Raw genomic sequence first — 23,241 nt, forward strand, 5'->3', positions numbered from 1 at the left:
CGATCAGTGGGCCGCCGGATGAGCGGTCCACCACCAGTTCTGGTTCGCGTGCGCGTACATGGGAGCACTGTAACCCGGCCGGACACGCGAGCGGGGCCCGTTCCGCACCGTGGACGGTGCGGAACGGGCCCCGGGGCCGACCTGCGTCGATCAGACGATCAGGTTGTAGGCCCCCCAGCCGCTGCCGATGCTGACGCGGGTGGCGTACGGGTTCGGGTAGCCGTTCGTGTTCTTGTAGAACCACAGGGTGCCGGTCGTGTCGCGGGCGATCAGGTCCGGCTTCCCGTCCTTGTCCAGGTCGCTCGGGCCGACCATGACGTTGTAGACGCCCCAGCCGCCGCCGACCTTGGCACGGGTGGCGTACGGGTTCGGGGAGCCGCCCGTGTTCTTGTACAGCCACAGGGTGCCGGTCGTGTCGCGGGCGATCAGGTCCGGCTTGCCGTCACCGGTCATGTCGCCGGTGCTGATGAGCTCGTTGTAGACGTTCCAGCCGCCGCCGACCCTCACCCGGGTCGCGAAGGGGTTCGGGGTGGCGCCCGTGTTCGTGTACAGCCACAGGACGCCCGACGCGTCGCGGGCGATCAGGTCCGGCCTGCCGTCGGCGTTCATGTCCCGCGCGCCGAGGAGCTTGTTGTAGACGTTCCAGCCGCCGCCGACCTTGAGCCGCGCCTTGAACGGGGCGGAGGGGTTGCCGCTGCCCCGGTAGTACCAGAGCACGCCGTCCTTGTCCCGGGCGACGACGTCCCCGGTGCCGTCGGCCCGGAGGGCCGTCAGCGGGGTGACGGCGTTGTAGATCTGCCAGCCGGGACCGACCCGGTACTTGGCCAGGAACGGCGCGGCGCCGGAACCGGTGCCCTGGTACTGCCAGAGGACGCCGGAGGAGTCGCGGGCGATGACGTTGTAGCGGTTGTCGGTGCGGACGGACGCCGTGGTGGCGACCTCCTTGACGTCGCTCGCCTTCACCCACGCCAGACGGTGGTTGTAGCGGATCGGGACGAAGACGTTGGTCTTGCCGACGACCCGGGTGCCGTCGGTGTTGTAGGCGCTGTAGTAGTAGTCGCCCGGGACCGGGTCGCCGGCCTTCACGTACAGCTGCCCGGCCGGGAGGCTGTACTTCGTCAGGGACGCGTTGTTGTTGTTCTGGACCGGGACGCCGGTGCCCGCGTAGGCGGCGTCCTCGGGGTAGGTGCGGCCGTAGACCGGGATCGAGGCGGCGCCGTCCTTGGCGGTGATCGCCGTCTTCACGCCCGCGGGGGCCGTGTACTGGCCGCCGGGGTTGTAGAACCAGGCCTTCTTGCCGCCGTACCAGATGGCGGTCCAGTCGGTGCGCGACTCGGCGACGACGTGGGTGCTGCCGGCCGTGACCTTGTTCGTCCAGTTGGCGCCCTCCTGCCAGTTCGCCTGAACGTACGGGTCGGTCAGCGCCATGCTCTGGTCGGCCACCGGCTCCGAGTAGAGGTAGCCGAAGTTGACCGGCAGCGCCACGGTGGTCTTGGTGACGTACTGGTCGCCGACCTTCTCCGTGTACTTCATCTGCTGCTGGTTGGCCGAGGTGAACGGCGGGACGATCCGGACGAGCTGTCCGGCCTGGAGGAGGCCGCCCGCGCCACCGGCACCGGTGGGGGCGCCCACCAGGCTCATGAAGTGGTTCCAGTCCCAGAACGGGCCCGGGTCCCAGTGGTCCTGGCGCGTGGTGTCCGTGATGCTCGGCACGTCGTCGTGGCCGATGACGTGCTCGCGGTCCAGCGGGATGGAGAACTTCGCGGCCAAGTGCTTCACGAGGGCCGCGGAGGACTCGTACTCCGGCTCGGTGTACCAGCCGGCGTCGCCCTTGATGGCGTAGCCCTCGTGCTCGATGCCGATCGAGTGCATGTTGAGGGTCTTGTTGCCGGCGTGGTACGCCTCGTTCTTGGTCTCCACCATCTGCGTCACGCGGCCGTCGGCGCGCACGATGTAGTGGGCGCTGGCGTAGCTCAGCGGGTTCTGGAAGACCGAGACCGCCCCGTCGTGGTCGCCCTCGATGTCGTGGATGACGATCTGGCGGACGTCGAAGCCGTTCGTGCCGCGACTCGCGATGTTGTAGTTGCCGTCGTTCTGCGAGTAGGCGGCCGGGATGAAGGTGCAGACGGGGGCCGTCGGGCCGGTCGGGCACTCGACCGCCGGGGTGTCGGTGGTGGCCGCGGAGCTCGCCGCCAGCGGCACGTTCGACGGCTTGACCGGCTCCACCGACGGGTCCGCCGGCAGGACGACCTGCTCGCCGTCCGCGGTGATCTCCCGCTCGCCCGTCTTGATGGACTCGAAGACGCGCCTCGCGAAGAGGTCGGCGCCCTTCCGGTCCTCGGACTGGCTGTAGCGGGCCACGGCCGGGTACCAGGCGCCGGGATCCTCGGACAGTTCGGCGCCGGCCTGCTTCTGGTACTCGGCGAGGAGCGCGGCACCGGCGCGGATCGAGGCGGCGCTGTCGTTCTGCACGGACTCGGTCGAGCCGTCGATCAGCTCGGCGGCCTTGTCGAGCGTGTGCAGCGTCGGGTCGGAGGTGTCGACCTTCGTCTCGTCCTCGGGGAGGGCGGCCAGCGCCTTCTTCCCGTCGAACCGCTTCTCGACGCGCGGGTCGCCGCTCCGGTTCATCAGGTCGAGCAGGTGCTCGTCCGTGTCCTGCTCCACGTCCTCGGCGTCGACCTTCGTCAACCCCATGACGTTGTACGCGCCCGTGGTGCTCGGCTGCCCCTCGTGCGACTCCCACCGGGTCTGGCGGTACGACACCGCCATCAGCACGCTCTGCGGCACATCGAACTCACGGGCCGCGTTTGCGAACTGCGTCTGGAGGGAAGCATCGCCTCCGGACCTGCTGTCGCCGGCCGCGCCGAGGAGGCCCGGCGAGGCGACTGCGATGCTGCCGATGGTGGCGGTGGCGACGACAGCAGCCGCCGCCCCGTACAAGAGTCGTTTCTTCTTGCGGTCCCTGCGGTGCCTCTGGGTCACGCCCACCCCTGTGGATTCGACTTTGCTCGTGTCAAACGGGCCAGAGGGTAACACCACTCGACGACTTGAAGATCCTCGGCGGACATTTCGGGTGTGACGCGGGGGGCGCGCGTCTCAGTCATTGGGCAGGGGACAGGACCGGACGAAGAACCCCTTACTGTGGTGGTTGTGACCGTGAACGCTGATTCCCACGCCGTCGCCAAGGCGACCTGGCGAGACCTGCCCGCGGCGCAGCAGCCCGAGTACCCCGATGCCGAGGCTCTGCGCGATGTGATCGCGGACCTCGAGTCGTATCCTCCGCTCGTCTTCGCCGGCGAGTGCGACCAGCTGCGCGCCCGGATGGGAGCCGTCGCCCGTGGCGAGGCGTTCCTGCTCCAGGGCGGCGACTGCGCCGAGGCCTTCGACGCCGTGTCGGCCGACCACATCAGGGCCAAGCTCAAGACGCTGCTCCAGATGAGCGCCGTCCTCACCTACGCGGCCTCCGTGCCCGTGGTGAAGGTCGGCCGCATCGCCGGTCAGTACTCGAAGCCCCGCTCCAAGGGGACCGAGACCCGAGACGGCGTGACGCTCCCCACCTACCGGGGCGACTCCGTCAACGGCTTCGACTTCAACGAGAAGGCCCGCATCCCGGACCCCGAGCGCCTGAAGCGGATGTACAACGCCTCCGCCTCCACGCTCAACCTGGTCCGTGCCTTCACCACCGGTGGCTACGCCGACCTGCGCCAGGTCCACGCCTGGAACCAGGACTTCGTGAAGTCGTCCCCCTCGGGCCAGCGCTACGAGGCGCTCGCCCGCGAGATCGACAACGCCCTGAACTTCATGAAGGCCTGTGGCACCGACCCGGCCGAGTTCAAGGCCGTCGAGTTCTACGCCTCCCACGAGGCGCTGCTGCTCGACTACGAGGGCGCCCTGACCCGTACGGACTCCCGCACCGGGAAGCTGTACGACACCTCCGGCCACATGGTCTGGATCGGTGAGCGCACCCGCCAGCTGGACCACGCCCACATCGAGTTCGCCTCGCAGATCGCGAACCCGATCGGCATCAAGCTGGGCCCGACGACCTCGGTGGACGAGGCGCTCACGTACATCGACCGTCTCGACCCGGACCGCGAGCCGGGCCGGCTGACCTTCATCGTCCGCATGGGCGCCGACAAGGTCCGCGACAAGCTCCCCGAGCTGGTCGAGAAGGTCACCGCCTCCGGTGCGGTCGTCGCCTGGGTCACCGACCCGATGCACGGCAACACCTTCGAGGCCGCCTCCGGCCACAAGACCCGCCGCTTCGACGACGTGCTCGACGAGGTCAAGGGCTTCTTCGAGGTCCACAAGGCGCTGGGCACCCACCCGGGCGGCATCCACGTCGAGCTCACCGGTGACGACGTCACCGAGTGCGTGGGCGGCGGCGACGAGATCTTCGTCGACGACCTGCACCAGCGCTACGAGACGGCCTGCGACCCGCGGCTCAACCGCAGCCAGTCGCTCGACCTGGCGTTCCTGGTGGCGGAGATGTACCGCGATCAGTAAGTAGGTTCCTACGGAGATGGGGCCCGGATCTGTGATCCGGGCCCCATCTCCGCATTCGGGGCTTTTCGGGCCCCGGGCCGCCAGGTAAGGTTAGGTTAGCCTTAACGATCTCGGCGGGAGGTGAACCGCGTGTACGTCTGCTCATGCTTCGGTGTCACGGAGAAGCAGGTCAAGGAGCATGCGGACGCGGGTGCGTGCACGCCCCGCCAGATAGCCTCGGCCTGCAAGGCCGGCACGGACTGCGGTTCCTGCGTCCGTCGCATCCAGGCCATCCTCGGGCGCGGCAACTGCCCGCGACGCGAGCTCCTGGACCAGGGCGTGCCCGCCCTGACGGCGGAGACGGTCGCGGAACTCCAGGAAGCCGCCTGATCCCCCCGGCGCCCTAGCTGGGCTGCTCGATCAGCGTCGAGACGTACAGCGCCTCGCCCAGGGACTCGATCAGCTCCAGCTGCGTGTCCAGGTAGTCGATGTGGTGCTCCTCGTCGGCCAGGATCTCCTCGAAGAGGTTGGCGGACGTGACGTCTCCCTTGGCGCGCATGACCTCGATCCCGCGCCGCAGGCGGTCGATCGCCTCCACCTCGACCTGGCGGTCCGCCTGGAACATCTCGGTGATCGTCTGGCCGACCCGCACGTGGAAGAGCCGCTGGTAGTTGGGCAGGCCGTCGAGCATCAGGATGCGCTCGGTCAGCTTGTCCGCGTGCTTCATCTCGTCGATGGACTCTTCGCGGGTGTACTTGGCGAGCTTCGTCCACCCCTTGTTGTCCTGGATGCGGTAGTGCAGCCAGTACTGGTTGATGGCCGTCAGCTCGCCGGTCAGCTGCTCGTTGAGGAACTCGAGGACCTCGGGGTCGCCCTGCATCGCTCCAGGCTCCTTCCACGCTACGTGTCTACGTCGTCACCAGGCGGTATGGCCGCATCCTCGCACCCCCGAATGGGGGGCGTCCAGTAAGTGCAGGCTTAGTCGTACTTGCCCGAATCGCACCGCCCGGATGATCGCCTGGTCATGACCACCCCTCGCCGTCTGTCACCATGGAGGACATGGGTCAGCCGGAGAGCGGAGCACACCGGGAAGCGGGTCGGCCGGATCGTTCGCCGGACTCTCCGCCGGATCTGCCCCCGGGGCAGCGGCTGCAGCGCGGCTGGCCGGTCACCCATTACGGGCCCGTGCCCAAGTTCAAGCCGGACCGCTGGGAGTTCCGCGTCTTCGGGGCGACCGCCGACGGCGACAAGCGGTGCTGGAACCACGAGGAGTTCTCGGCCCTCCCGTTCTCCTCGGTCGTGGCCGATCTGCACTGCGTCACGAAGTTCAGCATGCTCGGGGCCGAATGGGGCGGTGTCCCCGCCCGCACGATCCTGGAGCTCGCTCCGCCCGCACCCCAGGTGACGCACGTGATGGTCTGGGCCGAGTACGGGTACAGCGCCAACATGCGGCTCGCCGACTTCGCCGCGGACGGCACGATCTTCGCCACCCACAAGGACGGGGAGCTGCTCACCGCCGAGCACGGTTTCCCGCTGCGGCTCGTCGTCCCGCACCTGTACGCCTGGAAGGGGCCCAAGTGGGTCCGGGGCGTGGAGTACATGCCGGCCGACCGCCGGGGCTTCTGGGAGGAGCGCGGCTACCACAACCTCGGTGATCCGTGGACGGAGCAGCGCTACTCGTACCAGGAGGAACCGGGAGACGGCCCGGAGCTGTAGCGGCTCCGGACCGTCCGTGATGCGGTCGTGGGGTCGTGCGGTCAGTGGTGGTACCGGTGGACCACCGCGTGGCCCTTGCCGCGGCCGATCATCCACTTGTTGACCGGCGTGGTCAGCACGAAGGCGACGCCGAGCGAGATCGCGAGCACGATCCAGAAGAGCAGCTCGTCGAGGTGCGCGTCCATGGCGCCGGGCCAGAGGGCGATGACGCCGTTGTCGACGATCTCCATGACGGTGATGGAGAGGGTGTCGGCGGCGAGGGCGACCTTGAAGGCCGTCCTGAAGTCGACGCCGGCGGCCAGGATGCCGCGCAGGGTGAGCGCGTAACCGAAGAAGAAGGCCAGGACGATCGCGAGGACCATCGTCGGCACGTTGCCCCAGCCGAACGCGGTGCCGACGATCATGCCGAGGATCTCGCCGATGGCGCAGCCGGTGAGGCAGTGCAGGGTGGCCCGGGCCGCCATCGCCCAGGAGACGGTGCCGCCGGGGGCGTGATGTCCCTCGTGGCCGGCGTGGGCCGCGTGGCCCTGGTGGTCGCCGTGGCCTGCGTGTCCCTCGTGACCGGCGTGGTTCCCGTGTCCCTCGTGGCCCTCATGACCGCCGTGACCGGTATGGCCTTCGTGTCCTTCGTGGCCTTCATGGTCGTGGTGTGCGTGTGCGTCGTGCTGCATGGGAGGTGCCCCCAACCCGGTGTACGGTTCCTGCCCTCACAGGAACCGTATACCCCCCTAGGGTATTCCTCAAGGGGAAACGATCACCCTCGGCGCTCGCGGAGCTTCTTCAGGAGCTCGATGTCGGCGACGTGCCCCTCCTTGCCGCCCGGGGTCTCGATGATCAACGGCACGTTCTCGGTGGCCGGGTGTCGCAGGAGCCGTTCGAAGGCCTCCTCGCCGATGTGACCCGCCCCGATGTTCGCGTGCCGGTCCTTGTGCGCCCCCACGACGTCCTTCGAGTCGTTGGCGTGGATCAGCTTCAGCCGCCCCTCGCCGACCGTGTCCACCAGCAGGTCCAGCGTCTGCGCCGCCCCGTGCGGGCCCGCCAGGTCGTGGCCGGCCGCGAAGACGTGACAGGTGTCGAGGCAGACGCCCAGCTTCGGGTGGTGGTCGAGCGCGTCGAAGTACGGGCCGAAGTCCCAGGTCCGCGAGCAGAGCGAGAAGCCCTGGCCCGCCGTCGACTCCAGGAGGAGGTACGGGTCGTCCTCGTGCGTCAGCTCGTCGAGGAGCGGCAGCATCCGCTCCCGCACCTGGGCGAGGGCCACCTCGCGCGGCCGGCCGCCGGTCGCCGAGCCGGTGTGCACCACCACGCCCTCGGCGCCGATCTCCCGGCCCCGGCGCAGCGAGTGCCGCAGCGACTCCACCGACTTCTCGACCGTGGCCTCGGTGTGGGACCCGAAGTTGATCAGGTACGGGGCGTGCACCCACGCCGAGATCGACTCGGCCTCGCACGCGGCCCGGAAGCGCTCGTCCTGGGCCGGGTTGCCGACCGGGGTCGCCCAGCCGCGCGGGTTGGCGACGAAGACCTGGACGGACTCGGCGCCGAGCTCACGGGCGTAGCCGAGGCCGACCGTGGCGAGGCCACCGGCCACGGGGACGTGGCCGCCGACGGGGTTGCGCATGGGTTTCTAGAGTCCCTTGATCGTGATGGTGATGGTGGAGCCCTCGGGCGCGGTCTGGCCGCCCTGCACGGACTGGCTCGCGACCGTGTCGCCGAGGTAGGGGAAGGACTTCTTGACCTCCACCTCGAAGCCGGCGTCCTCCAGGGTGGTGCGCGCGTCCGCGGCCGACTTCTCCGTCACGTCCGGGACCTCGACCGGCTTCGGCCCCTTGGAGACGGTGAGGGTGATGACGTCGCCCTCGGCGGCGCGGCTGCCCCCGGCGAGGGACTGGGCCGCGACGGTGCCGGCGCCCTCGGGGGAGTCGATCCGCTCCGGGGCGACCCGGACGGTGAGCCCCTCCTCCTGGAGGGCGGCCGTGGCGTCGGCGACGGTCTCGCCGCCGACGTCGGGCACGTCGATCGGGGAGCCCTTGCTGACCACCAGGGCGACGGCCGAGTCGGGGCTGCGCTCGGTGCCGGGCTCGGGGTCGGAACCGATCACGGAGCCCTGCGCGACCGAGTCGCTGAACTCGTGGGTGATCACCCCGGGGGCCAGGCCCTCCTGCTCCAGGAGGCGCCTGGCCTTCGCGAGCGGCTTGCCCTTGAGGTTGGGCACCTTCACGACCTCCGGGCCGCGGGAGAGCGTGAGGGTGACCGTGCCGTTGCCCCGGACGCGCTCGCCGGGAGCCGGGTCGACGGCCATGACCGTGCCGCGCTCGTACGCGTCGCTGAAGGCGCGCTTCGTGGTGCCGACGTCGAGACCGGCGTCGGTGAGGCGCTTCGTCGCGGCGGCCTCGGACTGGCCGAGGACGGCCGGGACCCGGGTGAACTGGCCGGAGCTGATGTACCAGACGCCGGTGCCCAGGCCGAGGGCGAGCAGGACGGCGACGACGACGAGGAGCGGGCCGCGCGGGGGCATCCGGCGGGCGGCCGGGGGCGCCTCCGGGGCGGGCAGCCGGTTCGTGTGCAGCACCTGCCCGTGGTCCGCGGGCACGGGCCGGGCGATCACGCTCGTCCGGTCCTCGGCGGTGTCCCGGGCCTCGGACCGCGCGAGCGGGGGCGCCGCGTCCAGCTGTTCGTCGCCGAGTCCGGCACGGGCCTCCCGGAGCAGGGCGAGCAGGGCGACGGCGTCGTGCGGACGGGCCTCGGGATCGCGGGCCGCGGCCGCCGCGACCAGCTCGTCCAGTTCCGGGGCGAGCCCGGGGACGCGGGCCGAGGGGGCGGGCACGTCGGTGTTCAGGTGCTGGTAGAGCACCTGGGCGGGGGTGTCGCCGGAGTGCGGCTTCCCGCCGGTCAGCATCTCGTAGAGGACGACGCCGCAGGCGTACACGTCGGCGCGGGTGTCGGCGGTGCCGTGCTCGATCTGCTCCGGCGCGAGGTACGAGACCGTGCCGAGGACCGCGCCGGTGGTGGCCGTCGCCGAGCCCACGGCCCGTACGAGGCCGAAGTCGGCGACCTTCACCCGGCCGTCGTCCCCTATCAGGACGTTCTCCGGCTTCATGTCCCGGTGCACGAATCCCGCCCGGTGCGCGGCGCCCAGCGCGGCGAGCACCGGCTCCAGGATGTCGAGCGCGGCACGGGGCGGGAGGGCGCCGCGCTCGCGCAGGACGTCGCGGAGGGTGCAGCCGGCGACGTACTCCATCGCCAGGTAGACGTACGCGCCCTCGGCGCCCTGGTCGAAGACCCCGACGACGTTCGGGTGCGCCAGCCGGGCCACGGACTTCGCCTCGCGGATGAACCGCTCGACGAAGGCGGCGTCGGCGGCGAGGGCCGGGTGCATCACCTTGAGCGCGAGGACGCGGTCGAGGCGGGTGTCGACGGCCCGGTAGACGGTGGCCATCCCGCCGACGGCGATGCGCGCGTCGACGCGGTAGCGGCCGTCGAGCAGCCGCCCGACGAGGGGGTCCTGAAGGGTCGTGTCCACGGCGACGAGTCTACGAGCCGGGGGCGGGGGGTCCGTGCGGTCGGGCCGGGACTGCAGCGCAGCTGTGACGAGCCCGACGCGCCGACGCGCTTCCGCCCCCGGTGCGGGCCGCGCCTCGGCGGACGGCGCGCTTCGCCCCCGCCCGTGGGGGAGGGTGGGCACACGGGACGGCGCCCCTGACGGCGCCTCCGCGTTCCGCGCCTGAGCCCGCACCACTTCGCGCGGCGGACATCCGGCGCGGGTCAAGGCGCGGGAGCCTGGGCCCGGCAAGGGGCGCCGTTCCGTTGTGCCCACCCTCCCCCAAGCTCTCGGCTTCGCTCGAGCAGGGGGGACCCCCTTCGCCCCAGCGGAACAGTTGCCCACAACGGGGGTGGCGGAAGTAGGGGAGGGCACCGCCCCGGCGGAACAGTTGCCCACAACGGGGTCCAACGGGGGTGGTGGGCACCGCCCCGGCGGAACGGCTGCCCACAGCGGGGCGGGGGTTCCGGCGGGACGGCTGCTCAGGACGGGGGCCCGGTGGGGTCAGAAGGCCGGGTGTTCGGGGTTCAGGTGGGCCCGGCCCGTCGTCGGCGAGGACGCGGACGCGAAGTGGCGGCGCGGAATGCGCCCCGCCCGAAAGGCCAGCCGCCCCGCCGAGACCGCGTGCCGCATCGCCGAGGCCATCAGCACCGGCTCCTGCGCCCGCGTCACCGCCGACGCCAGCATCACCGCCGCGCACCCCAGCTCCATCGCGAGCGCCGCGTCCGAGGCCGTTCCCGCGCCGGCGTCGAGGATCACCGGGACCCCGGCCCGCTCGACGATCAGCTGGAAGTTGTGCGGGTTGCGGATGCCGAGCCCGGAGCCGATGGGCGAGCCGAGCGGCATGATCGCCGCGCAGCCCACGTCCTCCAGCTTGCGGGCCAGGACCGGGTCGTCGTTGGTGTAGGGGAGGACCACGAAGCCGTCGTCGACCAGGGTCTCGGCCGCCGCCAGGAGCTCCTCGCCGTCCGGCAGGAGGGTCCGCTCGTCGGCGACGACCTCCAGCTTGATCCAGTTCGTGCCGAGCGCCTCCCTGGCCAGGCGGGCCGTGAGGACGGCCTCGCCCGCCGTGTAACAGCCCGCCGTGTTCGGCAGGGCCCGGATGCCGAGGCGGTCCAGGACGGAGAGGACCGAGCCCTGGACCGTCGGGTCCAGGCGCCGCATGGCGACCGTCGTCAGTTCCGTACCGCTGGCGACGAGGGAGCGCTCCAGGACGTCGAGGCTGGGGGCGCCGCCGGTGCCCATGACGAGGCGGGAGGTGAAGTCCGTGCCGCCGAGGGTGAAGGTGTCGTCGGACATTCCGGTCAGCCTCCCTGCACCGCGGTGAGGACCTCCACCCGGTCGCCCTCGCCGAGCAGCGTCGTGGCCCACTCGCCGCGCGGCACGACCGTCTCGTTGAGCGCCGCCGCGACGCCCGAGGGGGCCGTGGTCAGGGTCGCCACGAGGGCGTCCAGGGAGAGGGGGCCGGAGAGCTCGCGGGGCTCCCCGTTCACGGACACGTTCATGCGGGCTGCTCCTGTCGTACGGGAGGGGCGGGGGAGAAGCGTCGGGGGGTGAAGGGGCGCGCCTCGTCGGGGAGGGCGCCCGTGGTGAGCGCCTCGGCCATGACGTCGCCGGTGACGGGGGTGAGCAGCACCCCGTTGCGGTAGTGGCCGGTGGCCAGGTGCAGGCCGGGCAGGGCGGTGGGGCCGAGCAGCGGCGCGTTGTCGGGGGAGGCGGGGCGCAGCCCGGCGCGCGTCTCGGTGAGCGGCAGCTCGGTGATGCCCGGGACGAGGTCGTGGGCGTCGCGCAGCAGCTCGTACACCCCGCCCGCCGTCACCGTGGTGTCCCAGCCGAGCTCCTCGCTGGTGGCGCCGACGACGAGCTCGCCGTTCTCGCGCGGCACCAGGTAGACGTGGCTGCCGCGGACGACGGCCCGGACGGTGCGGGACAGGAAGGGGGCGTACGCGGGGGGCACCCGCAGCCGGAGGACCTGGCCCTTGACGGGGCGGACCGGCGGCAGCACCTCCTCGGGCACGCCCGCGAGCCGCCCGCTGAGGCTGCCCGCGGCGAGCACGACCTGGTCGGCCGTCAGCTCCGCGCCGCCGGCGAGCACGGCGCCGCGCGCCCGGTCCCGCACGACCGCGAGCCGCTCCGCGAGGGTCCGGTGGAAGACGACCCCGGACCGTTCGCAGGCGCGCAGGAGCGCGGCGGCCAGCCGGCGCGGGTCGACCTGGTGGTCGCCGTCGACCCGCAGTCCGCCCCGGACACCGGGCGCCAGCATCGGTTCGAGCCGGCGGCACTCACGGCCGCTGAGCCATTCCGAGGCGAGCCCGCAGCGGGTCTGCAGGGCGTGCAGCTCGCGCATGTGGGCCCGGTCGTCGGCGTCGAGGGCGACGGCGAGGGTGCCGCAGGCGCGGTAGCCGAGGTCGTGGCCGGCGGCCTCCTCCAGTTCGGCGACGAACGCGGGGTAGCGTGCCGCGGAGGCGAGGTTGAGCCCGAGCAGGGTCTCCTCGCCGTAGTGGAGTTCGGTGACGGCGGCGAGCATGCCGGCCGCGACCCGCGCGGCCCCGCCGCCCGGGTCCGGGTCGACGACGGCGGTGCGCAGTCCGCGCTGCGCGGCCCGCCAGGCCGTGACCAGGCCGATGACGCCGCCCCCGACCACGAGGACGTCGGACGCGCGGACACCGGACACATGGATGTCGGACGCATGGACATCGGAAGAACGCATGGGCGTCCAGCCCCTCCCTTCGCCGGCATGACCCGGATCAGGTTCGTACGGTCGGAGGCCGTCCCAGCCTCCCTCTCAGCCCGGTGCGTCCGGGCTCCCGCGAGTGCTTTACGCCCGCCAGACTAGCCCGCGCCGCCGGGGGGCCGCAGGCCCCTCCCTCGCCCCTCCCTTCCTGACGATTCGTCAGATGCGTAAGGTGGTCGGGTGAGCGAGCAGAAGCAGGCCCAGCAGCACGTCGTGATCGTCGGCGCCGGAATGGCGGGCGTCCAGACCGCCGTCGCCCTGCGCGAGCAGGGCTTCACCGGCCCCCTGACCCTCATCGGGGCCGAACCCCACCAGCCCTACGACCGGCCGCCGCTCTCCAAGGCGATCCTCCTCGGCAAGGCCGAGGACTCCGCCTTCGAGATCGACTTCGAGGACCTCGGCATCGAGCTCCGGCTCGGCCTGGACGTCACCGGACTGCGCGCCGCCGACCACGAGATCGACACCGAGGCCGGGCCCGTCGCGTACGACACCCTGGTCGTCGCCACCGGCGCCCTCCCCGTCACGCTCCCCGGCGCCGAGGGCGTCCCCGGCGTCCACCTGCTGCGCACCCTCGACGACGCCGTGCGCCTCGGGCCCGTCCTGGAGCGCCGCCACTCCGTCGTGGTCGTCGGCGCCGGCTGGATCGGTGCCGAGTTCGCCACCGCCGCGCGCGGGGCGGGCTGCGCCGTCACCGTCGTCGAGGCCGCCGACCGCCCCCTCGCCGGAGCGCTGCCCGCCGAGGTCGCCGCCCCCATGGCCGAGTGGTACGGGGCGAGCGGCGCCGAACTCCTCACCCACGCGCGCGTGCTCACCGTCGAGCCCGGTGCGCCCGGTCGCGTCGTCCTCGCCGACGGCCGCGAACTGCCCGCCGACGCCGTCGTCGTCGGCATCGGCGCCCGCCCCGCCACCGGCTGGCTCGCCGGCTCCGGCATCGCCCTCGACCCGAGCGGCGCCGTCACCGCGGACGACCGGCTGCGCACCTCCCTGCCCGACGTGTACGCCGTCGGCGACTGCGCCTCCTTCCCCTCCGCCCGCTACGGGGAGCGGCTCCTCGTCCACCACTGGGACAACGCCCTCCAGGGGCCCCGCGCGGTCGCCGCGGCGATCACCGGCGCCGCCGACGTCCCGTACGACCCGGTGCCGTACTTCTGGTCCGAGCAGTTCGGCCGCTTCGTCCAGTACGCGGGACACCACGCGGACGCCGACGAACTGCTGTGGCGCGGCGACCCGGCCGACGAGGCCTGGTCCGTGCTCTGGCTGCGCGCCGGCGTGCCGGTGGCCCTCCTCGCGGTCGGCCGCCCGCGCGACCTGGCCCAGGGCCGCAAGCTCATCGAGGCCGCCGTGCCCGTCGACCCCGAGCGCGCCGCGGACCCGTCCGTCCCCCTGAAGGCGGCAGTCCGGTAGGGCCCGACTACCGGCTGTCGGTCCGGGATGGCAGGCTTGTCCCGTGACCGAGATTGACGTAAAGATCGATGCTCTCGTCCCCGCCTGGCTCAACCTGCCCGAGATCGCGGAGATGCTCGATGTCGAGGTGACGCGCGTGCGGCAGCTGGTCAAGGAGGGCCAGCTCATCGCCGTGCGCCGCGGACCGAACAACGCGCTGTACGTGCCCGCCGCCTTCATCCAGGGCGACAAGGTCGTCAAGGGTCTGGTCGGGACCCTGACGCTGCTGCGGGACGACGGCTTCACCGACGAAGAGATGCTGGAGTGGCTCTTCACTCCGGACGAGAGCCTGCCGGGCACGCCCGCGCAGGCGCTCAACGAGAACCGCGGCACGGAGGTGAAGCGCCGCGCCCAGGCGCTCGCCGTCTGACGCGCCCGCGCCGACGCACGCACGCACCGAAGACACCACCAGCGGGTGTCGCGGCGCCCGCCCCGCACGGGCCGGGCGCCGCGGCACCGGCGCACGAACGGGGGGAACCCACCCATGTCCACGCCTCGTGAGCGGCTCGCCGACGCCCGGCTCTACCTGTGCACCGACGCCCGGAAGCGCCAGGGCGACCTGCCGGACTTCCTCGACGCCGTGCTCTCCTCCGGAGTGGACGTCGTGCAGCTCCGCGACAAGGGCATGGAGGCCGGTGAGGAGCTGGAGCACCTCGCCGTCTTCGCCGACGCCGCCCGCCGGCACGGCAGGCTCCTCGCGGTGAACGACCGGGCCGACGTCGCCCACGCCATCGGCTCCGACGTCCTCCACCTCGGCCAGGGCGACCTGCCCGTGCCCGCGGCCCGCGCGATCCTCGGCGACGGGGTGCTGATCGGCCGCTCCTGCCACGCCGAGGCCGAGGTGGCCGCGGCCGCCGTCGAGCCGGGCGTGGACTACTTCTGCACCGGCCCCTGCTGGCCCACCCCCACCAAGCCCGGACGGTACGCACCGGGGCTCGGCCTCGTGCGGTACGCGGCGGAGTCGGCCCGGGACCGGCCCTGGTTCGCCATCGGCGGGATCGACGAGACCAACCTCGACGAGGTCCTGGACGCGGGCGCCCGCCGGATCGTCGTCGTCCGCGCCATCACCGAGGCCGCCGACCCGGCCGCCGCGACGGCCGCCCTCGCCAAGCGCGTCCGCGAGCGCGCCGAGGCCTGAGGGCGCCGCCGGATCCGGAGGCGCGCCGAGGTCCGGGGACGCGCCCGCGGGACGTCCGGCGCGCGCCTGAACGCCGTCCGACCGCCGTCCGACCGCTGTCCGAAAAGGTGTCCGAAAAGGTGTCCAACACTCGGACGGTGCTTACGCGGTTTCCTGGACCGCGTCTAACCTGCCCGTATGGCCCTTGGTACCGCTTCCGTCCGATCGGACCGTGCGCGCACGGTCCGCGAGATCCTCGCTGCCGGTGACACGTCGTACTCCTTCGAGTTCTACGCGCCCCGCACCGAGAAGGGCGAGCAGGGCCTCTGGAACGCCATGCGCCGGGTCGAGGCGGTCGGCCCCAGCTTCGTCTCCGTGACCTACGGCGCCGGCGGCTCCACCCGCGGCGGCACCGTCAAGGCCACCCAGAAGATCGCCTCCGACACCACGCTCACCCCCGTCGCCCACCTCACGGCCGTCGACCACTCGGTCGCCGAACTGCGCAACGTCCTCGGCCAGTACGCCGACGCGGGCATCCGCAACATGCTCGCCCTGCGCGGCGACCCGGCGGGCGACCCGCTGGGGGAGTGGGTCGAGCACCCGGAGGGCGTGAAGTACGCCGCCGACCTCGTCCGGCTGATCAAGGAGTCGGGGGACTTCTGCGTCGGCGTCGCCGCCTTCCCGGAGATGCACCCCCGGTCCACCGACTGGGACACGGACATCCGTCACTTCGTGGACAAGTGCCGCGCGGGCGCCGACTACGCGATCACCCAGATGTTCTTCGACCCGGAGAACTACCTGCGGCTGCGGGACAGCGTGGTGAAGGCGGGCTGCGAGACCCCGATCATCCCCGAGGTCATGCCCGTCGTGAACGTGAAGACGCTCGACCGGCTGCCCCAGCTCAGCAACGCCGTCTTCCCCGCGGACGTGAAAGAGCGCATCCTCGCCGTCAAGGACGATCCCGCCGCTGTACGCTCCATCGGTATCGAGTTCGCGACGGAGTTCTGCGCGCGTCTGCTCTCCGAGGGTGTCCCCGGACTGCACTTCATCACGCTCAACAGCTCCACCGCGACGCTCGAGATCTACGAGAATCTCGGACTGCACCAGCAGTCGTGACCGGTCGTACCCGCCCCGACCCGCGGCGGTGACCGTGGAGAGGGGCGGCGGGGCATGGGGTGGACGGTCCTCTACATCGCGTTCGGCGTGGTCGCGCTGTGGCTGCTGGGGGAGGTGCTCCTCCAGTACAAGGCGCGGCTGCGCTGGCGCCTGCTCGCCTTCGGCGGCTTCGTCTGCGTGGTCCTGGGCGTCCTGCTGCCCTCGGTCCTCGTCATCATCGCCGGGGCCGTGGCCTTCGCCGTCGGCCAGACCTACGTGACGCTCTCCTTCCGCCGCGGCTTCTCCACCGGCTGGGCGATCGGCGGCAGCCCGGGCGCGAGCCGTCGCCGCAAGGCCGCCGCGCCGGCCGGGGCCGGACCCACCCTGGAGGTCACCGAGGTCTCGTACGACACGGTGGACACCGCGTACGGCACGGAGGACGGTCCCGGCCACGAGGCGGTCGGCCACGACGGGCACCGGGAGGCGGCCGCGGAGACCACGGCGGTCTACGAGCCGCTGCCGCTGCCCGACGAGACCGGCCAGTACGGGATCTACGACGCCGCCGGCCAGGGCGCCGGCTACGGCACGGGATACGACTCCTACGCCCCGGGGTACGAGCAGCCCGCGTACGGACAGCCCTCCTACGAGCAGCAGCTGGCCTACGACTACGGCACCGCCTCCGGGCAGCAGCAGTACGCCGCGTACTCCGACCCGTACATCGGCCCGGGCACGGACAGCCAGCAGTACACCCCGTACTACACGGACCCCTACGCCCCCTCGTACACCTACGACACCCCGCCGGGCGGCGTCTGGGTCCCGCAGCAGCGCGACACCGAGCAGGCCCCGCAGCAGCCCCCGTACGGCCACGAGCAGCCGCACCCGGACGACCAGCAGCAGTACCGCTACTAGCTGCTCACCGGGAGCCGCGGAAGTCCGCGCCCTCCACGATGAGCCCGGCCACCAGCGCGCCCGACATGCCCGCGTGGGCGAGCCCGCCGCCCGGGTGCGACCAGCCGCCCGCGAAGTACAGGCCCGGCAGCGGGGAGCGGTTGGCGGCGGGCAGGAACCGACCGTCCGCCCCGGCGAGCGCGGGCCCCGGCACCTCGGCGGCGCCCGTGTCCCGCCGGACGTCCTCCGGGGTGCGGACGTGCCGCCACAGCAGCCGCTCCGCGAGCCCAGGCACCGCGCGCGCGGCCGCCTCGACCATCCGGTCGGCGAAGGGCTCCCAGCCCTGGCCGGGGGAGAGGCGGACGGTCGCCGTGACCGTCACCGACTCGTGCTCCCCGTCCGGGCGCAGCGCCGGGTCGTCCGGCCGCAGCACGGTCACGGTCGGCCGCCCGCCCTCCGCGTGCACGACGGTCCGGTGGACCGCGTCCGCCTCCCGGGGGCCGCGCAGGGCCAGACAGGCCGTCACCCGGCCCGTGCCGTTCACCTGGTGGCGCGGCACGTCCCGGCCGTGGTGCAGCGCCGGCACCGGCGCCCCGGAGACCACGTGGTCGGCCTCGACGGTCCCGCCGTCGGCCGTCCGCACACCGGCCGCCCGGCCGTCCTCCTCCACGACGGCCTCGACGGGGGTGTCGAACACGAACTCCACGCGCCGCTTCCGGCACCGCTCGTACACCGCGTCGGCGAGCGCCCGCAGGCCCCCGCCCACGTACCAGCTGCCGAAGGTCTGCTCCATGTACGGCAGGACGGCGGCCGAGGCCGGGGCGGTCGCCGGGTCGAAGCCGTACGACCACGCGTACGCGTCGAGGAGGGCGGCGAGCCGGGGGTCGCGCAGCTCCCGCGCCCCGACCCGGGCGAGCGTCGTCGTCGGGCGCCGCAGCAGGCCCGGCTTCAGGGCCGGGTACGGCTCGCGGGACAGCGGCGCCGGATCGGCAGGCTGCGGCTCCTCCAGGAGCGGGCGCCGGGTCCGGTCCCAGGCCTCGCGGGCCCGCGTCAGGAAGTCGCCCCAGCGCTCGCCCGCGCCCGTGCCGAGGGCCGCGTCCAGGGCGGCGACCGTGCCGGCCCGGGAGGCGTTCGGCAGGTCGACGCGGGTGCCGTCGGCGAAGACGTGACGGGCCGCCGGATCGACCTGCGTCAGCGAGACGCACTCCTCAAGGGATTCCCTGCCGGTCTTCACGAACAGGTCCCGGTAGACGGCGGGCAGGTGCAGCAGCCCCGGGCCGGTGTCGAACGCGAAGCCGTCGCGCTCGAAGCGACCGACCGCGCCGCCGTACGTCGACGTCTTCTCGTACACCGTCACCGTGTGCCCGGCGACCGCAAGGCGCGCCGCCGTCGCCATGGCGCCGAGACCCGCGCCGATCACCACAATCCGTGCCATGCGGGCGAGTCTATGGGGCGCCCGGGACGGCGGCGGAAGCCCGGTCGGCCGAGGTCAGAAGTGGTCGGACCCGTCGTCCGGCAGGCGCTGGGCCCGTGGTCGCGCCCCCGGGGCCGCGAGCCGTCCCTCCTCCCGCCGCCGGGCCCGGCGCCGCAGGAAGCGACGGATCCGCCGGGCCAGGAAGACCAGGACCGCCAGGCCCGACAGGAGCAGGACGGCCGCGACGACCGACGCCGCCACCGGATGGAAGACCGCGAAGGTGATGACCGCGGCCACCCCGAGGTCCTCCGCCAGGCTCAGCACGATGTTCGAGAACGGCTCCGGCGAGGAGTTGACCGCCATCCTCGTCCCGGCCTTGACGAAGTGACTGAGCAGCGCCGTCGAACCGCCGACCGCGCCGGCAGCCAGCTCCGGCAGCGAACCGTTCTGCCCGGCGAGCAGGGCGCCGACCACGGCACCCGCGACCGGCCGGATCACCGTGTGGACGGAGTCCCACACCGAGTCGACGTACGGGATCTTGTCCGCCACCGCCTCGCACAGGAACAGCACGCCCGCCGCGACGAGGACGTCGGTGCGCTGCAAGGACGCGGGCACCTCGTCGGTCAGCCCGGTCGCGCCGAAGACGCCGAACAGCAGGACCACCGCGTACGCGTTGATCCCGCTCGCCCAGCCGCTGGTGAACACCAGGGGGAGTACGGACACGCCCGCGATCGTAACCAGGACTGAGTACCCGTACCTAGGGGTCGAGATGAGTAGGCGCGCGGATGGGGCCGGCGGCGTCCGGAGGAGAGAGTGGAGCCCACGGAAGGGGCGCGGCTCCGGTACCGCCGGCACGGGGCTGCGGAACGGGGCCGCGCACCCACCGGCACGGGGGTGCGAAAGGGAAGAGGCCGGTGCGGCGGGGCTCGGGGGGATCGAGCCTCGCCGCACCGGCCTCGCCGCACGTCCCGTCAGCGGCCGCCGACGCGGCCGTGCAGCAGGCGGGAGAGCGCCGCGTGCACGTCGTCGAGCGACCGCTCGCTCTGGAAGGCCTGCCAGTCGAGTGCCGCCACCAGCACCATCCCGACCAGCGCCGCCGCCGTCAGCTGGACGTCGATCTCCTCGCTCAGCTCACCGGCCGCGACCCCCTCGCGCAACACCCCCTCGACCACCGCGACGGCCTCCTGGCGCACCACCAGGAGGGTGGAGTTCCAGGCCCGGTTGGTGCGCCAGAGCTCGGCCACGTACAGCTGGGTGAAGGCCGGGTAGCGGTCGATGAAGACGAGGCCCGCGCGGATCATCGCGTCCAGCGCGTCGACCCGGCTCCCGCCGCGCTCGGCGGTCTCCTCGGCCGCCGCGCGCAGGGAGGCGGCGAGCAGCGACACCCCGTGGCGCAGCAGCTCCTCGAAGAGCTCGGTCTTGCTCTTGAAGTTGTAGTAGACCGTCCCCTTGGCCACGCCGGCCCGCTCGGCGATCTCGTCCACCGTCGTCGCGGAGAAGCCCTGCTCCGCGATGAGGGTGACGGCCGCCTCGTAGAGCTTCGTGCGCGTGGCCCGGCGTCGGGTGCTGCTGCTGTCCATGGCGTCGATTCTCACAGGTTCAGAGCGACAGTTCGGGGTGGAGCCGGTCGAGGGTCCACACCTGCTTCCGGCGCGCCGAGACGGCGGTCAGGGCCAGGGCGCCCGCGGTGAAGGCCGTCAGGACCGCGCAGGCCTGCCAGACCGGTCCGATCCCGCCGCCGGTGATCAGCCGGCGCAGCGCCTCGACCACGTGGCTCATCGGCAGGAACGGGTGGACGGCGTTGAAGAAGGCCGGGCTCGTCTGGACGGGGTACGTGCCGCCCGCCGAGGTCAGCTGGAGCATCAGGAGCGCGAGCACCAGGATCCGGCCCGCCGCGCCGAAGCGGGCGTTGAGCCACTGGATGATCGCGGCGAAGCAGCAGGTGACGAGGGCGAGGAAGCCGATCGTGCCGGCGGCCCGGGTCATCTGGAGGCCGAGGCCCCAGTGCAGGACCGACATCAGGGCCGCGACCTGGAGGACGCCGATGGCGGCCACCGGGAGCCAGCCCGCCAGCGCGATCCGCCAGGCGGAGCCGCCGGCGGCGAGGGCGCGCCGGTTCAGCGGCTGGATGAGCATGTACGCGACCATCGCGCCGACCCAGAGGGAGAGCGGGATGAAGTACGGGGCGAAGCCCGTGCCGTAGTTCGGCGCCTTGTGCAGGGACTGCGAGGCCAGCCGCACCGGGTCGGCCATGACCTCCGTGCGCCGGTCGCGGTCCTGCTCGTCGTAGTCGGGGATCTTGCCGACCCCGTCCTTGAGGCCGGTGGCGAGGGTGCCCGAGCCGTCGGCCAGCTTGAACAGACCGCCGTCGAGGGCGCCCGCACCCTTCTTGAGCTTGCCGACGCCGGTGTCGAGGCTGACCGAACCGGCCTTCGCCTCGGTGAGGCCGGTGTGCAGCCGGTCCGCGCCGTTCGCGACCTTCCGCGCGCCCGCGTTGAGCTCGTTGATCTTCCTGATGGCGCCCTCGACGTCCTCGTCGAGGTGCGGGGCGCGGGCGGCCAGCTCGTCGGCCTGCTTCCGGAGCTTGGTGAGGCGCGCGTCCAGGGTCTTCAGGTCGTCGGCGTCGTCCTCGGTGAGCTCGTGCACGTCGTCGGCGATGGTGGCGACGTCGTCGGCGGAGACCGAGGCCTTCCTGAGCTTCTCGCAGATTCCGGGGTCGAGGGCGGGGGTGGTGACGGGGGCGTTCACGCACAGCTCGCGGTGGAGTTCGGCGAGGTCGTCGTCCGCCTTGTGGGCGGCGGCGCGGACCAGGGGCGCCCGCCTGACCAGGTCGTCCAGGTTGTGCTGGGCGGCCGCGGCGGAGTCGGAGACGAGCCGGGCGGTGTCGCGGATCGACCTGCCGTTGTTCGCCAGGTACGGGCGGACCTTGTCGGCGGTGCCGTTGACCTTGTCGGCGAGGGTCTGCGTGCCGTTCGCGACCTTGCGGGAGCCGTTCTCCAGGTCCTTGGCGCCCTTGTCGAGCTTCTTGAGGCCGGCGGCCAGGTCGCCGCTGCCGGACTTGGCGTCGGTGAGGCCGTCCGACAGGCTCTTGGAGCCCTTCTTCGCCTTGTCCACGCCCTGCTTGAGGTCGGCCGCGCCCTTGGCGGCCTTCGCGGTGGCGTCGTGGATGTCGGAGAAGGAGATGAAGATCCTGTCGAGGAAGGTGCGGGAGGACTTCGTGGAGGCCGCGGTGCGCACCTCGGAGAAGACCGTCCGGGAGATCTGGCCGACGATGTAGTTGTTCGCGTCGTTCGTCCGCACCCGGAGCGCGCCGGTCTCGGGGGAGTCGCCGGAGCTGGAGGCGATGCGGGAGCTGAAGTCGCCGGGCATGGTCAGGGACAGGTAGTACGTCCCGTCCTCCACGCCCGCGCGCGCCTCGGCGTCGCTCACCCGGTGCCACTCGAAGGTCTCGCTCTTCAGGAGCCCCTCGGTGATGTCGTCACCGGCGTGGACCTCCTTGCCGCCGGCGGTGGCGCCCCGGTCCTCGTTGACGAGGGCGACGGGGATCCTGTCGAGCCTGCCGTACGGGTCCCAGAACGAGTACAGGTACAGGGCGCCGTACAGCAGGGGCAGCAGCAGGATCGCGACGAGCGCGGCGCGCGGCAGCTTTCCCCTGCCGAAGCGCTTCAGCTCAAGCGCGGCCAGTTTCGGCGAGCGCATCGGCCGCCCCCTCCTCGGTCGTGGCGTCGGTGGTGTCGTCGGTCGCCGTCTCCCCGACGGCGGTCCGGTCTGCGTCTGCGTCTGTGTCGGTATCGGCGGCGGTGTCCGCGGCGGTGTCGGCATCGCCATCGGCATCGGCATCGGCATCGGCATCGGCATCGGCCTCGGCATCGGCCTCGGCATCGGCGGCGGCGTCCGTGTCGGCGTCGCCGGGAGCCGGGGTCCCGGGGGCGTCCGGGGCGGTCCCGCCGGAGAGCGTCGTGATGCGCAGGGCGTCCTCGGGGGCCTCGCTGCAGACGGCGAGGACCGTCGTCCCGGCGGCGGCCAGGGAGCGCAGCAGCGCCCAGGCCTCGGCGCGGTCGGCGTCCGAGAGCTTCAGGTCCGTGTCGTCCACGGCGAGCAGCCGGGGACGGCCGATCAGGGCGAGGGCGATCGAGAGCCGCAGCGCCTCCAGCCGCTCCAGGTCCCGTACGGAGGTCCGCTCGCCCTTCGGCAGGGCGGCGAGGTCCAGCCCCGCGGCCGCCACGGCCTCCTCGATCCGGGCCCGGGCCGTCGCGGCCCGCTCGGCGGGGCCGCGCAGGAGCGCCCGTACGGAACCGTCGTAGCGGCGCTGGAGCAGGACCCGCTCGCGCAGGTGCTCGGCGACCGTGAAGGCGGGGTCGAGCTCGCTGACGCCCGGGACCTGGCCGAGCGCGCTGATCCGGCGTACGGCGGCCATCTTGCGGGGCAGGGGGAGGCCGCCGACCTCGGCGTGGCCCTCCGTGGCCTTCATCCGCCCGGTGAGCGCCAGCAGCAGACAGGTGCGGCCGGAGCCCGAAGGGCCCTCGACGGCCACCAGCGCGCCGGGCTCGGCGCGGAAGGAGACCTGCCGGAAGGCCCAGCCGCGCGGCCCCTTCAGTCCGAACCCGTCCGCGACGACGGCGGCGCCGTGCGGCTGTTCGCCGGTTTCCGTGCCCGGTTCCGTGCCCAACGGACTCACCCCCACTCCCCTTTTTGAACTGACCAGTCAGTCTAAAAGTTACCCCCGAGTGGGGATTCAGGCAAAACCGCAGGTCGGCGCGATTGTCAGTGGGGCGCGCCACGATGAACACATACGGACACAGTGCCGTCACGCGACG

22 protein-coding genes and 1 riboswitch are annotated in these 23,241 nt (G+C 72.6%); of the genes, 8 read left to right on the forward strand and 14 right to left on the reverse strand.

Features of this window, described 5'->3' with window-relative positions; genetic code table 11:
• Positions 1–3: 3 nt before the first annotated feature.
• The gene (locus ACZ66Z_RS15055) at positions 4–60 is read right to left on the reverse strand and encodes a trp operon leader peptide (RefSeq protein ID WP_371129679.1); all 57 of its coding nucleotides are present in this window, start codon (positions 58–60) and stop codon (positions 4–6) included.
• Between the two features lie 90 nt (positions 61–150).
• On the reverse strand, positions 151–2,982 hold the full coding sequence (locus ACZ66Z_RS15060; protein ID WP_469934405.1) for an N-acetylmuramoyl-L-alanine amidase: 2,832 nt from the start codon (positions 2,980–2,982) through the stop codon (positions 151–153).
• Between the two features lie 168 nt (positions 2,983–3,150).
• Here ACZ66Z_RS15060 and ACZ66Z_RS15065 point away from each other — a divergent pair, with 168 nt between their 5' ends.
• Complete coding sequence (locus ACZ66Z_RS15065; protein WP_469934406.1) at positions 3,151–4,503, forward strand: class II 3-deoxy-7-phosphoheptulonate synthase; 1,353 nt, start codon at positions 3,151–3,153, stop codon at positions 4,501–4,503.
• A 120-nt stretch (positions 4,504–4,623) separates the two neighbouring features.
• Positions 4,624–4,872 carry a (2Fe-2S)-binding protein gene (locus ACZ66Z_RS15070; protein WP_469934407.1) on the forward strand — a complete coding sequence of 83 codons (249 nt, stop codon included), beginning with the start codon at positions 4,624–4,626 and terminating at the stop codon, positions 4,870–4,872.
• Positions 4,873–4,885: 13 nt separating this feature from the next.
• Here the strand turns inward: ACZ66Z_RS15070 and bfr are convergent, their stop codons facing one another.
• Positions 4,886–5,362: a bacterioferritin gene (bfr, locus tag ACZ66Z_RS15075; protein WP_123451457.1), complete on the reverse strand. Its 477-nt coding sequence runs from the start codon at positions 5,360–5,362 to the stop codon at positions 4,886–4,888.
• Positions 5,363–5,541: 179 nt separating this feature from the next.
• Between bfr and ACZ66Z_RS15080 the strand changes: the two genes are divergently transcribed.
• Entirely contained in the window at positions 5,542–6,198 is a 657-nt protein-coding gene (locus ACZ66Z_RS15080; RefSeq protein WP_469934408.1) for a sulfite oxidase-like oxidoreductase, read from the forward strand.
• Positions 6,199–6,239: 41 nt separating this feature from the next.
• On the opposite strand, the gene ACZ66Z_RS15085 is transcribed toward ACZ66Z_RS15080, so the two are convergent.
• The 6 genes from ACZ66Z_RS15085 to thiO all read right to left on the reverse strand — a co-directional run bounded on the left by ACZ66Z_RS15085 (position 6,240) and on the right by thiO (position 12,443).
• Positions 6,240–6,869, reverse strand: a complete 630-nt coding sequence (locus ACZ66Z_RS15085) for a DUF4396 domain-containing protein (protein WP_469934409.1) — start codon at positions 6,867–6,869, stop codon at positions 6,240–6,242.
• An 83-nt stretch (positions 6,870–6,952) separates the two neighbouring features.
• The gene (locus tag ACZ66Z_RS15090) at positions 6,953–7,813 is read right to left on the reverse strand and encodes a deoxyribonuclease IV (protein WP_469934410.1); all 861 of its coding nucleotides are present in this window, start codon (positions 7,811–7,813) and stop codon (positions 6,953–6,955) included.
• 6 nt (positions 7,814–7,819) lie between these two features.
• Positions 7,820–9,715 (reverse strand): Stk1 family PASTA domain-containing Ser/Thr kinase, encoded by a 1,896-nt coding sequence (gene pknB, locus ACZ66Z_RS15095; RefSeq protein WP_469934411.1) that lies wholly within the window; start codon positions 9,713–9,715, stop codon positions 7,820–7,822.
• 522 nt (positions 9,716–10,237) lie between these two features.
• Entirely contained in the window at positions 10,238–11,032 is a 795-nt protein-coding gene (locus tag ACZ66Z_RS15100; protein ID WP_469934412.1) for a thiazole synthase, read from the reverse strand.
• 5 nt (positions 11,033–11,037) lie between these two features.
• Positions 11,038–11,238 carry a sulfur carrier protein ThiS gene (gene thiS, locus ACZ66Z_RS15105; protein WP_469934413.1) on the reverse strand — a complete coding sequence of 67 codons (201 nt, stop codon included), beginning with the start codon at positions 11,236–11,238 and terminating at the stop codon, positions 11,038–11,040.
• Positions 11,235–12,443, reverse strand: coding sequence for a glycine oxidase ThiO (gene thiO / locus ACZ66Z_RS15110; protein ID WP_469934414.1), 1,209 nt, complete (start codon positions 12,441–12,443; stop codon positions 11,235–11,237). The genes thiS and thiO overlap by 4 nt, the downstream gene beginning before the upstream one ends.
• A riboswitch (TPP riboswitch) is annotated at positions 12,441–12,554 on the reverse strand. (Overlaps the previous gene by 3 nt.)
• Positions 12,555–12,698: 144 nt before the next feature.
• Between thiO and ACZ66Z_RS15115 the strand changes: the two genes are divergently transcribed.
• The 5 genes from ACZ66Z_RS15115 to ACZ66Z_RS15135 all read left to right on the forward strand — a co-directional run bounded on the left by ACZ66Z_RS15115 (position 12,699) and on the right by ACZ66Z_RS15135 (position 17,031).
• The gene (locus tag ACZ66Z_RS15115) at positions 12,699–13,871 is read left to right on the forward strand and encodes an NAD(P)/FAD-dependent oxidoreductase (RefSeq protein ID WP_469934557.1); all 1,173 of its coding nucleotides are present in this window, start codon (positions 12,699–12,701) and stop codon (positions 13,869–13,871) included.
• Between the two features lie 43 nt (positions 13,872–13,914).
• The gene (locus ACZ66Z_RS15120) at positions 13,915–14,280 is read left to right on the forward strand and encodes an Rv2175c family DNA-binding protein (RefSeq protein ID WP_030693433.1); all 366 of its coding nucleotides are present in this window, start codon (positions 13,915–13,917) and stop codon (positions 14,278–14,280) included.
• Between the two features lie 114 nt (positions 14,281–14,394).
• The gene (gene thiE, locus ACZ66Z_RS15125; RefSeq protein WP_469934415.1) at positions 14,395–15,048 is read left to right on the forward strand and encodes a thiamine phosphate synthase; all 654 of its coding nucleotides are present in this window, start codon (positions 14,395–14,397) and stop codon (positions 15,046–15,048) included.
• Positions 15,049–15,225: 177 nt separating this feature from the next.
• Positions 15,226–16,143 (forward strand): methylenetetrahydrofolate reductase [NAD(P)H], encoded by a 918-nt coding sequence (metF, locus tag ACZ66Z_RS15130; RefSeq protein ID WP_469934416.1) that lies wholly within the window; start codon positions 15,226–15,228, stop codon positions 16,141–16,143.
• 54 nt (positions 16,144–16,197) lie between these two features.
• Entirely contained in the window at positions 16,198–17,031 is an 834-nt protein-coding gene (locus tag ACZ66Z_RS15135; protein WP_469934417.1) for a hypothetical protein, read from the forward strand.
• 4 nt (positions 17,032–17,035) lie between these two features.
• Here ACZ66Z_RS15135 and ACZ66Z_RS15140 read toward each other — a convergent pair whose 3' ends face one another.
• The 5 genes from ACZ66Z_RS15140 to ACZ66Z_RS15160 all read right to left on the reverse strand — a co-directional run bounded on the left by ACZ66Z_RS15140 (position 17,036) and on the right by ACZ66Z_RS15160 (position 23,093).
• A complete protein-coding gene (locus ACZ66Z_RS15140) occupies positions 17,036–18,445 on the reverse strand; it encodes a phytoene desaturase family protein (protein ID WP_469934418.1) in 1,410 nt (469 codons plus the stop codon).
• A 54-nt stretch (positions 18,446–18,499) separates the two neighbouring features.
• A complete protein-coding gene (locus tag ACZ66Z_RS15145; RefSeq protein ID WP_469934419.1) occupies positions 18,500–19,147 on the reverse strand; it encodes a DUF4126 domain-containing protein in 648 nt (215 codons plus the stop codon).
• Positions 19,148–19,395: 248 nt separating this feature from the next.
• Positions 19,396–20,004, reverse strand: a complete 609-nt coding sequence (locus tag ACZ66Z_RS15150) for a TetR/AcrR family transcriptional regulator (RefSeq protein WP_469934420.1) — start codon at positions 20,002–20,004, stop codon at positions 19,396–19,398.
• 19 nt (positions 20,005–20,023) lie between these two features.
• On the reverse strand, positions 20,024–22,123 hold the full coding sequence (locus tag ACZ66Z_RS15155) for a YhgE/Pip family protein (protein WP_469934421.1): 2,100 nt from the start codon (positions 22,121–22,123) through the stop codon (positions 20,024–20,026).
• Positions 22,095–23,093, reverse strand: coding sequence for an ATP-binding cassette domain-containing protein (locus tag ACZ66Z_RS15160; protein ID WP_469934422.1), 999 nt, complete (start codon positions 23,091–23,093; stop codon positions 22,095–22,097). Before ACZ66Z_RS15160 ends, ACZ66Z_RS15155 begins: the two co-directional genes overlap by 29 nt.
• Between the last annotated feature and the right edge of the window lie 148 nt (positions 23,094–23,241).

This window comes from Streptomyces sp. NPDC107498 (assembly GCF_055582805.1).

Excerpts from the sequence above, each read along its gene's own strand:
- ACZ66Z_RS15135 (WP_469934417.1), top strand. The coding sequence starts at position 16,198 with ATGGGGTGGACGGTCCTCTACATCGCGTTCGGCGTGGTCGCGCTGTGG.
- metF (WP_469934416.1), top strand. The coding sequence starts at position 15,226 with ATGGCCCTTGGTACCGCTTCCGTCCGATCGGACCGTGCGCGCACGGTC.
- ACZ66Z_RS15150 (WP_469934420.1), bottom strand. The coding sequence starts at position 20,004 with ATGGACAGCAGCAGCACCCGACGCCGGGCCACGCGCACGAAGCTCTAC.
- bfr (WP_123451457.1), bottom strand. The coding sequence starts at position 5,362 with ATGCAGGGCGACCCCGAGGTCCTCGAGTTCCTCAACGAGCAGCTGACC.
- ACZ66Z_RS15140 (WP_469934418.1), bottom strand. The coding sequence starts at position 18,445 with ATGGCACGGATTGTGGTGATCGGCGCGGGTCTCGGCGCCATGGCGACG.
- ACZ66Z_RS15085 (WP_469934409.1), bottom strand. The coding sequence starts at position 6,869 with ATGCAGCACGACGCACACGCACACCACGACCATGAAGGCCACGAAGGA.
- ACZ66Z_RS15155 (WP_469934421.1), bottom strand. The coding sequence starts at position 22,123 with ATGCGCTCGCCGAAACTGGCCGCGCTTGAGCTGAAGCGCTTCGGCAGG.
- ACZ66Z_RS15090 (WP_469934410.1), bottom strand. The coding sequence starts at position 7,813 with ATGCGCAACCCCGTCGGCGGCCACGTCCCCGTGGCCGGTGGCCTCGCC.
- thiS (WP_469934413.1), bottom strand. The coding sequence starts at position 11,238 with ATGAACGTGTCCGTGAACGGGGAGCCCCGCGAGCTCTCCGGCCCCCTC.
- thiE (WP_469934415.1), top strand. The coding sequence starts at position 14,395 with ATGTCCACGCCTCGTGAGCGGCTCGCCGACGCCCGGCTCTACCTGTGC.
- ACZ66Z_RS15100 (WP_469934412.1), bottom strand. The coding sequence starts at position 11,032 with ATGTCCGACGACACCTTCACCCTCGGCGGCACGGACTTCACCTCCCGC.
- ACZ66Z_RS15115 (WP_469934557.1), top strand. The coding sequence starts at position 12,699 with ATGGCGGGCGTCCAGACCGCCGTCGCCCTGCGCGAGCAGGGCTTCACC.
- ACZ66Z_RS15080 (WP_469934408.1), top strand. The coding sequence starts at position 5,542 with ATGGGTCAGCCGGAGAGCGGAGCACACCGGGAAGCGGGTCGGCCGGAT.
- thiO (WP_469934414.1), bottom strand. The coding sequence starts at position 12,443 with ATGCGTTCTTCCGATGTCCATGCGTCCGACATCCATGTGTCCGGTGTC.